Source organism: Acidovorax sp. WCS2018Noco2-16 (assembly GCF_031843945.1).
GTDB lineage: Bacteria > Pseudomonadota > Gammaproteobacteria > Burkholderiales > Burkholderiaceae_C > Paracidovorax.
On the sequence record NZ_JAVTJJ010000003.1, the window covers coordinates 276,272 to 288,333 of the forward strand.

12 protein-coding genes and 1 pseudogene are annotated in these 12,062 nt (G+C 65.5%); 6 read left to right on the forward strand and 7 right to left on the reverse strand.

Annotated features, from left to right (window positions below; all coding sequences use genetic code 11):
* Positions 1-38 precede the first annotated feature (38 nt).
* The 3 genes from RQI28_RS10760 to RQI28_RS10770 all read left to right on the forward strand — a co-directional run bounded on the left by RQI28_RS10760 (position 39) and on the right by RQI28_RS10770 (position 3,250).
* A complete protein-coding gene (locus tag RQI28_RS10760) occupies positions 39-1,211 on the forward strand; it encodes an L-rhamnonate dehydratase (protein WP_311222132.1) in 1,173 nt (390 codons plus the stop codon).
* A gap of 8 nt (positions 1,212-1,219) precedes the next feature.
* On the forward strand, positions 1,220-2,149 hold the full coding sequence (locus RQI28_RS10765; RefSeq protein ID WP_311222133.1) for a dihydrodipicolinate synthase family protein: 930 nt from the start codon (positions 1,220-1,222) through the stop codon (positions 2,147-2,149).
* Between the two features lie 336 nt (positions 2,150-2,485).
* Positions 2,486-3,250, forward strand: coding sequence for an extensin family protein (locus tag RQI28_RS10770; protein WP_311222134.1), 765 nt, complete (start codon positions 2,486-2,488; stop codon positions 3,248-3,250).
* Between the two features lie 49 nt (positions 3,251-3,299).
* Here RQI28_RS10770 and RQI28_RS10775 read toward each other — a convergent pair whose 3' ends face one another.
* The 6 genes from RQI28_RS10775 to mnmG all read right to left on the reverse strand — a co-directional run bounded on the left by RQI28_RS10775 (position 3,300) and on the right by mnmG (position 9,037).
* A complete protein-coding gene (locus RQI28_RS10775; protein ID WP_311222135.1) occupies positions 3,300-4,235 on the reverse strand; it encodes a ParB/RepB/Spo0J family partition protein in 936 nt (311 codons plus the stop codon).
* Positions 4,236-4,244: 9 nt separating this feature from the next.
* Complete coding sequence (locus RQI28_RS10780) at positions 4,245-4,793, reverse strand: alpha/beta fold hydrolase (RefSeq protein WP_311222136.1); 549 nt, start codon at positions 4,791-4,793, stop codon at positions 4,245-4,247.
* A gap of 44 nt (positions 4,794-4,837) precedes the next feature.
* Entirely contained in the window at positions 4,838-5,635 is a 798-nt protein-coding gene (locus tag RQI28_RS10785; protein ID WP_311222137.1) for an AAA family ATPase, read from the reverse strand.
* A gap of 42 nt (positions 5,636-5,677) precedes the next feature.
* A complete protein-coding gene (locus RQI28_RS10790; RefSeq protein WP_311222138.1) occupies positions 5,678-6,292 on the reverse strand; it encodes a LysE family transporter in 615 nt (204 codons plus the stop codon).
* 97 nt (positions 6,293-6,389) lie between these two features.
* Positions 6,390-7,058, reverse strand: coding sequence for a 16S rRNA (guanine(527)-N(7))-methyltransferase RsmG (gene rsmG, locus RQI28_RS10795; RefSeq protein WP_311222139.1), 669 nt, complete (start codon positions 7,056-7,058; stop codon positions 6,390-6,392).
* Complete coding sequence (mnmG, locus tag RQI28_RS10800) at positions 7,055-9,037, reverse strand: tRNA uridine-5-carboxymethylaminomethyl(34) synthesis enzyme MnmG (RefSeq protein ID WP_311222140.1); 1,983 nt, start codon at positions 9,035-9,037, stop codon at positions 7,055-7,057. Before mnmG ends, rsmG begins: the two co-directional genes overlap by 4 nt.
* Positions 9,038-9,217: 180 nt before the next feature.
* Between mnmG and RQI28_RS10805 the strand changes: the two genes are divergently transcribed.
* The 3 genes from RQI28_RS10805 to gstA all read left to right on the forward strand — a co-directional run bounded on the left by RQI28_RS10805 (position 9,218) and on the right by gstA (position 11,199).
* Positions 9,218-9,814, forward strand: coding sequence for an NAD(P)H-dependent oxidoreductase (locus RQI28_RS10805; RefSeq protein ID WP_311222141.1), 597 nt, complete (start codon positions 9,218-9,220; stop codon positions 9,812-9,814).
* 201 nt (positions 9,815-10,015) lie between these two features.
* Positions 10,016-10,435, forward strand: a complete 420-nt coding sequence (locus RQI28_RS10810) for a BLUF domain-containing protein (protein ID WP_311222142.1) — start codon at positions 10,016-10,018, stop codon at positions 10,433-10,435.
* 155 nt (positions 10,436-10,590) lie between these two features.
* On the forward strand, positions 10,591-11,199 hold the full coding sequence (gene gstA, locus RQI28_RS10815; RefSeq protein ID WP_311222143.1) for a glutathione transferase GstA: 609 nt from the start codon (positions 10,591-10,593) through the stop codon (positions 11,197-11,199).
* Here the strand turns inward: gstA and RQI28_RS10820 are convergent.
* Positions 11,200-12,052 (reverse strand): annotated as a pseudogene (locus tag RQI28_RS10820) (ABC transporter permease subunit). It abuts the gene before it with no gap.
* Between the last annotated feature and the right edge of the window lie 10 nt (positions 12,053-12,062).

The following is a 12,062-nucleotide window of genomic DNA, read 5'->3' on the forward strand; positions in this document are numbered from 1 at the left end:
ATGTATTTGATAGCAAATCATTTTTCAGCGACACCATCATGAAAATCAAATCCGTCCGCGCCCGTGTGTTCCAGTGGAAAGGCAAGACCGTGCCGCCGCAGGGCAACTTCTGCTCCAACGCCATGGACCTGCTGTATTCGCCATCCGAGAGCATGAGCACCTTCCGCTTCCATTCGTGGACGGTGGTGGAGATCGAAACCGACGACGGCATCGTCGGCCTGGGCAACGTGGCGCTGGCGCCGAAGATCGCCAAGGCCATCATCGACGAGTACCTCGCGCCCCTGGTCATCGGGCAAGACCCGTGGGACTACGAATACCTGTGGCAGCGCATGTACCGCAGCACGCACGCCTGGGGCCGCAAGGGCGTGACCATGGCGGCGATCTCGGCGGTCGACCTGGCCATCTGGGACATCTTGGGCAAGAGCGTGAACAAGCCCGTCTTCAAGCTGCTGGGCGGGCGCACCAAGGAAAAGATCCCTTGCTACTACTCGAAGCTCTACCGCACCGACCTCAACGAGATGCAGGACGAGGCGCAGAAGTTTCTCGACCAGGGCTTCAAGGCGTTCAAGATGCGCTTCGGCTACGGCCCGGCGCACCTGCAGCACGGCGTGCAGGAGAACCTGAAATCCGTCGAGGCCATCCGTGAGGTCATCGGCTACGACACCGACCTGATGCTCGAGTGCTACATGGGCTGGAACCTCGAATACGCCAAGCGCATTTGCCCCAAGCTGGCCAAGTTCGAGCCGCGCTGGCTGGAAGAGCCGGTGATCGCCGATGACATCGACGGCTATGCCGAATTGAATGCGATGAACATCATCCCGATCTCGGGCGGCGAGCACGAGTTCAGCCTGTACGGCTTCAAGCAGCTGCTGGACAAGAAGGCCGTGAGCGTGGTGCAGTACGACACCAACCGCGTCGGCGGCATCACCGCCGCGCACAAGATCAACGCGCTGTGCGAGGCGTATTCCGTACCCGTCATTCCGCATGCCGGCCAGATGCACAACTACCACCTGACCATGAGCACGCTGGCATCGCCCATGGCCGAGTACTTTCCGATCTATGACGTGGAAGTGGGCAACGAGCTGTTTTGGTACATCTTCGACGGCGAGCCCATCGCCGAGAACGGCTTCTTGCAGCTCAAGGACGACGTGCCGGGCCTGGGCCTGTCGCTCAAGACCGAGTACCTCGACCAGTTCGACATCCTGGAGTGAGCAGCGCCATGCCCGGACTCTCCAACCCCCGCTACCGCGGCATCTTCCCCGTCGCGCCGACCACCTTCCACGAAGACGGCACGCTGGATCTGGCCAGCCAGAAGCGCTGCCTCGACTTCATGATCGACTCGGGCGTGGATGGCCTGTGCATCCTGGCCAACTTCTCCGAGCAGTTCCTGCTGTCGGACGAAGAACGCGAGGTGCTGACGCGCACCGCGCTGGAACACGTGGCCGGCCGCGTGCCGGTGATCGTCACCACCACGCACACCTCCACCCGCATCTGCGCTGAACGCAGCCGCCGCGCGCAGGACATGGGCGCGGCGATGGTGATGGTCATGCCGCCGTATCACGGCGCGACCTTCCGGTTCGGCGAGGCGCAGGTGCGCGCTTTCTATCAGGGTATCTCGGACGCCATCGACATTCCCATCATGGTGCAGGACGCGCCGGCGGCCGGCACGTCGCTCTCGCCCGCCTTTCTGGCGGACATGGCGAAGACCATCGAACAGCTGAGCTACTTCAAGATGGAAACGGCCGGCGCCGCGAACAAACTCCGCGAGCTGATCGCCCTGGGCGGCGAGGCCATCGAAGGCCCGTGGGACGGCGAGGAAGCCATCACCCTGCTGGCCGACCTGGAGGCCGGCGCCACCGGCGCGATGACCGGCGCAGGCTTTGCCGACGGCATTCGCCCCATCATCGAAGCGCACCGGCGCGGCGATGCCGACGCAGCGTTTGCCCAGTACCAGCGCTGGCTGCCGCTCATCAACCACGAGAACCGCCAGGCCGGCTTTCTGGCCGCCAAGGCGCTGATGAAGGAAGGCGGCGTGATCGCCTGCGAGGCCCCGCGCGCGCCCTGGCCGCCGATGCACCCGGAGGTGCGCCGCCAGCTGATCGACATCGCACGCAGGCTCGACCCGCTGGTGCTGCGCTGGGGGCGATAACGCCGGGGCGGCAAGCGCTTGCCCATCCGCGGCGGCTGCGGACAGCGACTAGGGCCAAGCAGGACGTGCGTGAATGGCGTGTGATGCCAGCAGATCGCTGACAAGCCCAGAGGCGACCGTCTGGCCCTGGAGCGGGTGCTGCGCTGCCCACAATGGCGGCAAAGCTTGTGCCACTTCACCCCACGCCCTCTGCCCGCTTCATGCCGATTGACCGCCTGCCACGCCTGAACCGCCTGCGCGTGGTTACCGCAACCGCACCTGGGCATCGGCACCGAAGCCGTTGTCTGCCTCGCGATCAGCGTGCGGGCTCCGGTGGCGGCCTGACGCCGTCGACACATGGCTGACTCGGCCGCGCCGGCACGCGGCCTGTGGCGCCTGCTGGGTGCGGCGCTGGTCAGCCTCGTGTCGGGCCTGGTCATCGGCTACCTGGGCGGCTGGGTCAACGTCCCGTCACGCTGGGACCCCATGGCCGCGCTGGACGTGACCGAAACGCCGAACTGGCTCACGCCTTTCAAGATGCGCCGGGCGCGCGCCGATCCCGACCAATGCCTCGCGGCCCTGCGCGGCGCAGGACTGCGCTTCGCCCCGGTGGCGGACCGCCCGCCCGTGCAGGGTTGCGGCTTCACGAACGCGGTGCGACTGGAGTCCGGGCACCGCGTGCAATTGAACCGGGCCACGGTGCTCAGCTGCCGCGCGGCACTGTCCTTCGCGCTGTGGGAGCGGCACGACCTGCAGGCTGCCGCCCATGCCGAGCTGGGCCAGGGCGTCAGCCGCGTCGAACACCTGGGCAGCTATGCCTGTCGTGACGTCAACACCGGCGACGGCCGCGACACCGGCCGGCGCAGCCGCCACGCCACGGCCGACGCGCTGGACGTGAGCGGTTTCACGCTGGCCGATGGCCGCCGCATCCAGCTGCTGCGCGACGCACCGCAGCCCTGGAACGACGTGCCAGCCCTGCATGCCGACCCGGTCGCGCGCTTTCTCCACGCTGCGCACAAGGGCGCCTGCCGCCGCTTTGATGGCACGCTGGGCCCGGGCTACAACCGTGCGCACCGCGATCATTTCCACCTGGAAGTCGGCGGCTGGCCGCTGTGCCGCTGAGTCGGGCCGCATCGCGCGTGCGCCCACGCCGCCCACCCCGCTCAGGCTGCTAGCCGCGCAGCTTCTCGATCAACCCGTTGAGCGCATCCAGCGAGCCGAACTGGATCGCCAGCTCGCCAGTTTCCTCGGTCTGGCCGTTGCGCTTGACGCGCTTCTTGATGCGCACTTCGACCTCGGCCATCAGCAGGTCGGAGAGTTCTTCTTCCACGCGCTTCAGGTCGCGCGACTTGGCGTCTTTCTTGTTCTTCTGCGGCGTCAGGCTGAATTCGGCGCTGAGCTTTTTCACCAGCGCTTCTGACTCGCGCACCGACAGCTTCTTGGCCGCGATCTGGTTGCCTGCCGTGATCTGCGTGGCGCGGTCCAGCGCCAGCAGCGCGCGGGCGTGGCCCATGTCGATGTCGCCGGCCATCAGCATGGTCTGCACGGGCTCTGCCAGGTTGAGCAGGCGCAGCAGGTTGCTGGCGGCGCTGCGCGAGCGGCCGACGGCCTGCGCGGCCTGTTCGTGCGTCAGGCCAAATTCCTTGACCAGCCGCGCCAGGCCCTGCGCTTCTTCCAGCGGGTTCAGGTCTTCGCGCTGGATGTTCTCGATCAGTGCCATGGCGGCGGCGGCCTCGTCGGGCACGTCGCGCACCAGCACCGGCACCTCGGCCAGGCCCGCCAGCCGCGAGGCACGGAAACGCCGCTCGCCCGCAATGATTTCGTACTGGCCGGCGTTGTCGCCCGTGGTCAGCCGCCGGACCAGAATGGGCTGCATGATGCCCTGGGCCTTGATGGACTCGGCCAGCTCGTAGAGCGCGCCTTCGTCCATGCGCGTGCGCGGCTGGTACATGCCGGGCACCAGGGCGCTCAAAGGCAGGACGCTGGGCGTGCCGGTGTTGGCGGCCGGAGTGTCGGGCGTGGAGCCGGCGGGCGGCGCGTCGGCGACCTTGGGGCCGAGCAGGGCTTCGAGTCCGCGGCCGAGGCCCTTGGGTTTCTTGGTGACCATGTCTTCGTCTCAGTTCGGAGTGGGGTTCGTCAGGGAGGCCAGCAGCGCCCGGCCCTCGGGCCAGTCGCCCAGGCCGGATTCGGCGTTCAGGTGGCCGCGCGCGCCGGCGTCGTGCAGGCGTGCGCCCCAGTCAGCGGCCAGCGCCTGGGCGCGGTCGAATGCGCAATACGGATCGTCGTGGCTGCCGACGAGCACGGCCGGGAACGGCAGCAGCTGTCGCGCAATGGGGCTCCAGCTGGGCAGCAGCGGGGCGATGTCGGGGTGTTCCACATCGCCGGGCGCCACCAGCAGCGCGCCTTGCACCCGATGGGTGTTGCGCGAATGCGCGGCCCACCAGGCCGTCAGGATGCAGCCCAGGCTGTGCGCCACCAGCACCACCGGGCCGCCAGCGTCGACCACGACCTCTTCCAGTCGCGCCGACCAGTCGCCGCGGAGCGGGCGCATCCAGTCGTGCTGCTCTACGCGCTGGTAGCCGTGCAGCGCCTCCCAGCGCGACTGCCAGTGGCCTTCGCCAGAGTTCTGCCAGCCGGGCAGGATCAGGACACGCGTCGGTTCCATGGATGGTTGATGCTCACTTATTAATAGCTGCTCGCGCTTATGCATCAAGCGCTAGAGGCCGATTTGGCACTTAAACCTTGCTGAACGCGCTGCACCATCTCGCGCGCGAATTCCAGAAAGGCCTGGCTGCCGCGCGCGTTCGGGTCGAACACCACGCCGGGCAGGCCGTAGCTGGGCGCTTCGGCCAGGCGCACGTTGCGCGGAATGACGGTGTTGAACACCTTGTCGCCGAAGTGGTCCTTGAGCTGCGCGCTGACCTGGGCCTGCAGCGTGATGCGCGGGTCGAACATCACGCGCAGAAGGCCGATGATCTGCAGGTCGCGGTTGAGGTTGGCGTGCACCTGCTTGATGGTGTTGACCAGGTCGGTCAGGCCTTCGAGCGCGAAGTATTCGCACTGCATGGGCACGATCACGCCGTGGGCGCTGCACAGGCCGTTGAGCGTCAGCATCGACAGGCTGGGCGGGCAGTCGATCAGGATGAAGTCGTAGTCGCCGGCGACTTCTGCCAGGGCGGTCTTCAGGCGGCGCTCGCGGTTGTCCAGTGCGACCAGTTCCACCTCGGCGCCGGCCAGTTCGCGGTTGGCGCCCAGCACGTCATAGCCGCATTGCTCGGCGGCCACGGCGGCCTCCTTGATGGAGGCCGATTCCAGCAGCACGTCGTACACCGTGAGTTCCAGCGCGCGCTTGTCCACACCCGAGCCCATGGTGGCGTTGCCCTGCGGGTCCAGGTCGACCAGCAACACGCGCTGGCCCACCTTGGCCAGGCCGGCGGCCAGGTTGACGGAGGTGGTCGTCTTGCCGACGCCGCCCTTCTGGTTGGCAATGCAAAAAATCTGGGCCATGGCTGCGGGTGCTTCTTTTTTGAACGGGGAACGCGAAGAGAATTATTTGGACAGCGCCAGCTTGAGGCCGAACCCGATGAGGAACACGCCGGCTGTCTTTTCCAACATGCGCGCCACCTTGGGGTTGGCCCGCATACGCGCGGCCAGGTGGTGCGTGAGCAGCACGACGATCAAGCCGTAGGCCAACGTCAGCGCCGCGATGGTGGCCGCCATCACGCCGAAGGTCAGAAGGCCTTGGTGGCGCACCGGGTCGACGAACAGCGGAAAGAACGCCATGTAGAAGACGATGGCCTTGGGGTTCAGCAACGTGATGACCGCCGCCTGACGAAAGTATTGGCGCGGGTGAATGGTGATGGCAGGCGCGTCGCCCGGCTTGGCGGTCAGCAGCTTCCAGCCCAGCCAGGCGAGATACGCGGCGCCCAGCCACTGCACGGCATGGAAGGCTGTTGGGTAAGTGGACAGCAGCGCGGCGACCCCCGCCACTGCCAGCCACATCAACACCTGGTCACCGGCGATCACGCCCAGGGTAGCAGCCACACCGCCATGCATGCCGCCTTTGCCGGTGGAGGTGATGAGCGCCAGATTGCCCGGGCCGGGGATGGCCAGAAACAGCACGATGGCGGCAACGAACGCGCCATAGTCAGCGACTCCAAACATCAGACACCCCCTTGCGCGAAACGGATGCCGAGTTTACGCGACCGATCTGCGTGTGACGGTTGCGCGGTGTAAGGCTGACGCAGCGACGGGTGGATTTTCACGCGGACGCGCGACGCATCCAGACGATGCAGCGCTCGGCGTCCAGCCCGGGAACGGTCAATGGTTCCACGTGAAACACAGACACGGTGGGCGGCAGCGTGGCGATTTCGTCGGCCGGATGCTTGCCCTTCATCGCAAGCCAGACGCCATCGGCCGCGAGCGCCGCGCCTGACCACGTGGTGAAGTCAGGCAACGAGGCAAAGGCACGGCAGCTGACCACATCGAACGGCTGCGCCAAGCTTTCTACCCGCGCATGCAGGCCGTGCAGGTTGGGAAGGCGCAGGGTAGCGGCCGTCTGCTGAATGAAGGCGGCCTTCTTGGCCACCGTGTCCACACAGCTCACATCCACTGCCGGGCAGCAGATGGCGAACACCACGCCCGGCAGACCGCCGCCGGAGCCGACATCGAGCAAACGCGCCCCGCCCTGCCCCGTGGGCCTTTGGGCCAGATGGCGCTGCAAGGGTGCTACGGCGGCCAGGCTGTCCAGCAGATGATGCGTCAGCATCTCCTGCGGGTCACGCACCGAGGTCAGGTTGTAGACCTTGTTCCACTTTTGCAGCAGCGCCAGGAATTCAAGCAGTTGCTGCTGCTGGTGCTCAGACAGTTCGAGCCCCAGGGTCTGTGCGCCCCGTTGCAGCGGCTCTTGAAGCGGGTGACCCTGGCTCATGCCGCAGCTTCCGTTTCCGCAGCATGCACCGCAAAACCCTTGAAGCCGCTTTTCTTCAAATGCACCAGCAGCAAGGAGATGGCTGCGGGCGTCACGCCCGAGATGCGCGATGCCTGGCCCAACGTCTCTGGCCGATGCTTTTGCAGTTTCTGGCGCACTTCGATGGACAGTGCGGGCACCTGCAGATAGTCCAGCGCATCAGGCAATCGCAGGGCTTCGAAATGGGCAGAGCGCTGCACCTCGTCCTTCTGGCGGTCTATGTAGCCGGAGTACTTGGCGGCAATTTCCACCTGTTCGACCACTGGAACGCTCAGATCACCCAGCGTTTCACGTGAAACATCGGTCGATTGGAATTTGCCGCCATCCAGGCTCATCAGGCTTTGGTAAGCCACATCGGGGCGGCGCAGCAGATCGAACAGGTTGTATTCGTGCTCGATGGCCTTGCCCAGTACGCGCTCTGATTCGCTTGCGGCCAGGTTGCGCGGGTTCACCCAGGTGCTCTTGAGGCGCTCTGTTTCACGTGAAACAGCATCACGCTTGCGGCTGAAGGCATCCCACCTTGCGTCGTCCACCAGACCCATGCGGCGCCCTGCTTCGGTCAGGCGCAGGTCGGCGTTGTCTTCGCGCAGCTGCAGGCGGAACTCGGCCCTGCTGGTAAACATGCGGTAGGGCTCGGTCACGCCCTTGGTAATGAGGTCGTCCACCATCACGCCCAGATAGGCCTCGTCGCGGCCCGGCATCCAAGGCGCTTCTCCTCGGCATTGCAGGGCGGCGTTGATGCCGGCGAACAGGCCCTGCGCGGCGGCCTCTTCGTAGCCCGTGGTGCCATTGATCTGTCCGGCGAAGTACAAGCCTTGGATTTGCCGCGTCTCGAAGCTGCTCTTGAGCGATCGCGGGTCGAAGTAGTCGTATTCGATGGCGTAGCCCGGGCGCAGGATATGGGCGTTCTCCAGCCCTTTCATGCTGCGCACCAGGTCGTACTGAACGTCGAACGGCAAGCTGGTGGAGATGCCGTTGGGGTAGAACTCGTGCGTGGTCAGCCCTTCGGGCTCCAGAAAGATCTGGTGGCTGTCCTTGTCGGCGAAGCGATTGATCTTGTCTTCCACACTAGGGCAATAGCGCGGACCCACGCCCTCGATCTTGCCGGTGAACATGGGGCTGCGGTCGAAGCCCGAGCGGATGATCTCGTGCGTGCGCTCGTTGGTGTGGGTGGTCCAGCAGGGCATCTGGCGCGGGTGCATGTCCGCGTGGCCCATGAAGCTGAAGACCGGCACGGTGCCTTCGTTCAGCCCGCCGGGCATGCCGTCGCCTGGTTGCTCTTCGCACTGAGAGAAGTCGATGCTGCGCCCGTCGATGCGCGGCGGCGTGCCTGTCTTCAGTCGTCCTTGCGGCAGCTGCAGCTCTTTCAATCGCGCTGACAGGCTCACGGCCGGCGGGTCGCCTGCGCGGCCGGCGGCATAGTTGTTCAGGCCCACGTGGATCTTGCCGTCCAGGAAGGTGCCGGCTGTCAACACCACGGCGCGCGCGCGAAAGGAAATGCCGACCTGCGTGACGGCGCCCACGACGCGGTCGCCAGAACCTGTGGATTCAACCATCAGATCGTCCACCGCCTGCTGGAACAGCCACAGATTGGGCTGATTTTCCAGCATGCGGCGGATGGCGGCCTTGTACAGCACGCGGTCGGCCTGCGCCCGGGTGGCGCGCACGGCCGGCCCTTTGGAGCCATTGAGGATGCGAAACTGGATGCCTCCCTCGTCCGTAGCAAGGGCCATCGCCCCACCCAGGGCATCTACTTCCTTGACCAAGTGGCCCTTGCCGATGCCGCCGATGCTGGGGTTGCAGCTCATCTGCCCCAGGGTTTCGATGTTGTGCGTGAGCAGCAGCGTTTTGCTGCCCATACGGGCGGCCGCCAGCGCAGCTTCAGTGCCGGCATGGCCGCCGCCGACGACGATGACATCAAATTCCTGTGGGTACAACATGGTGCTTCACTCCGGGCCGGCAGCTTGCGGCCCTCTTCAATCCAAGGGGTAACCGGGGATTTTCCCACGTTGCCTTATTTCTGTCCGCACCAGGGCTGCAGCCGCTGTTTCACGTGAAACAAAAGCGGTGCTGCGATTGCAGGATTCCTGTCGGCACTGCGTGCTTCAATGCCGAGCATCATGCAAAAACTACTCGTCTTCGCGGGCAGCACCCGCTCTCAGTCCTTCAACCGCCGGCTGGCGCATGCCGCCGCCGATCTGGCATGCGACCTGGGTGCGCAAGCTACCGTACTGGAGCTGTCGGACTACGACATCCCAATGTACAACGCCGACCTGGAAGCCCAAGGTACACCGCCCGACGTGGTGCGGCTCAAGGAGGCCCTGCACGCGCATGCCGGCTGGGTCATCTGCTCGCCGGAATACAACGGCAGCTACACCGCGTTGCTGAAGAACACGCTCGACTGGGCATCCAGCCCCGTGGCTGGTCATGCCAAGTGGAGCGATGGCACCCTGCCCTTCCGTGGCAAGGTCGTGGGCATGCTGAGTGCTTCCAACGGCGGCCTGGGTGGTTTGCGGTCTCAAGGCCATCTGGCGCCTCTGCTGCTGAATCTGGAATGCTGGGTGGCACCTCAGACGTTCGCGCTGTCCCAGGCAGCCACGGCGTTCGATGAGGCCGGTGCTTTGGTGCACGAATCTCACAGAATCCGGGTGACTGCCGTGTTGAAGCAGTTGATCTGGGCGGCCCAGCGGTTGCAGGTGGTTGCAAATGAGGCATAACCGTGCAATGAGGCGGTAGCGCCCGCACAGCGGTGCTTTGGTGCTATCAAAACAGAGATCGATGGCCGGTGTTAACGCTACCTGTGCAAATCCCGGCATCAGCGGGAAGATTGTGTCGCACGGGGCGGGGTGATTGCTGCGAACATGGGGACTCCTCTTTCGCACCTAACTCGCTGCACTTTGCCCATTACCGTCCCCTTCATGCCCCATCCTGTGCTCTCGCAGTTTCTCTACACCAGCCTTCTTTGCGCCGATGTGCCCGCGACGTGCGTTGCCGATATCGTGCGCCATGCTCGCCAGGCGAATGCGGTGCTGGGAATGACGGGCATTTTGGTGTTTGATGGCCAGGCGTTCTGCCAATATGTGGAAGGGCCAAAGGAATCGACCGATGCCCTGCTGCAGCGGTTACAGCGCGATTCGCGCCACACCCGCTTCACCTTGCAGCACCAAGGCAGCTCGGTGAGCGTGCGGCGCTTTGGCCAATGGTCGATGGGATACGCACTGGCGGCCGATCTGGAGCCGCTGGAGCGCCTGCACCCACTGCGGGGGCCGGCAGCGGTCGATGCGCTGCAGTCGATGATTCCCGATCTCGATCTGGGCCCTGTCCAATTCGCAGGCTGATCCCCTTGTGAGGGTGGGGTAGCCGCTGTCTGTCGCCACGCCAGGGCGCCGTCCTTCGCCCTTGGCCTGCACCAAGACGCGCTTCGCGCTAGCATGTTGGGCGTTGCCTTTCTTCCTTTCACAGACCGCTTTACCGGCCCTTTCGGGCTCGACACATGAAACTCTATTACAGCCCCGGCGCCTGCTCGCTTTCCGCCCATATCGCCCTGCATGAAGCCGGCCTGGCCTGCACGCCCGTGCTCGCTTCGACCAAAAGCCACAAGCTGCAGGACGGCACCGATTACTACGAAATCAACCCCCTGGGCTACGTGCCCCTGCTGGAGCTGGACGACGGCACCCGCCTGCGCGAAGGCCCGGCCATCGTGCAATACATCGCGGACCAAGCCCCGCACAAGAATCTGGCGCCGGCCAACGGCACGCTGGCGCGCTACCGCCTGCAGGAATGGCTGAACTTCATCGGCACCGAACTGCACAAGGGTTTCGGCCCCTTGTTCAACCCGGCCACGCCAGAAGAGTTCAAGACGGCCAGCCGCGAGAAGCTGTTGTCGCGCCTGAAGTGGGTCGACGGCCAACTGGAGGGCCGTGACTGGTTGATGGGCGAGCATTTCTCCGTCGCCGACGGCTATCTGTTCACGGTGGCTGGCTGGGGCAAGCACACCGGCGTGGACATCACCAGCTTCGCCAACCTGTCGGCCTATGTGGCCCGCGTGGGTGCCCGTCCAGGTGTGCAGGCGGCGCTCAAGGCCGAAGGCCTGCTGAAGTAATCAGTTGAGGAAGAACAGGGGCGCGGGGGTATCCATCACACCCCGCCCCTTCCAGGGCACGGCGCGGGCTTCTACCCAGCGCATGCCCAGATCGAATGTCCAGGCCACCAAGCCGATGACCAGAATGCTGGCCACCACCAGGTCGGTGCGCAGGAAGTTGGAGGCATTGAGCACCATCTGCCCAATGCCGACCGTCGCTGCCACCATTTCGGCGGCCACCAGCGTGGTCCAGCCAAAGCCGATGGCGATGCGCAAGCCCACCAAAATTTCCGGCAACGCGGCCGGCACGATTACGTGCTGCACCAGTTGCCAGCGGCTTGCGCCCAGCGACAGCACAGCGTTGATCTGTTCCACGCTCCCGCTGCGCACGCCGGCCCTTGCCGCCAGGGCGATGGGCGCGAAGCGGGCCAGGTAGATCAGCAGGATCTTGGCGGTCTCGTCAATGCCGAACCAGATCACCATCAGTGGCAGATAGGCCAGCGGCGGCAGCGGCCGGCAGAACTCGATCGGCGGGTCGAACACGCCACGTGCCACCCGGCTCACGCCCATCGCGATGCCGACCGGCATGGCGCTCCACTGCAGGTGGCGCCACAGCGGCTGTCCACCTTGAATGCGGCCATCCCAGGCGTCGCGCAGCGCCCCAGCACCGCACCGGGTACGGCAAAAACAAAGGCTTGACCCACTGCAACTGGGTGGCCAGCCACCACAGCAGCACCAGCGCGGCGATGCAGCCGGCGCTCAACGCCCGGCTGGGCCCCTGGCCGGGCTGCCGGAAGGCCGCGACGGTGCGCAAGGGGGGCGTTGGCTCCGTGGGGCGCGATGGTGCAGGCGTATACACCCCGGCCCCGATCATCAGAGCGCCT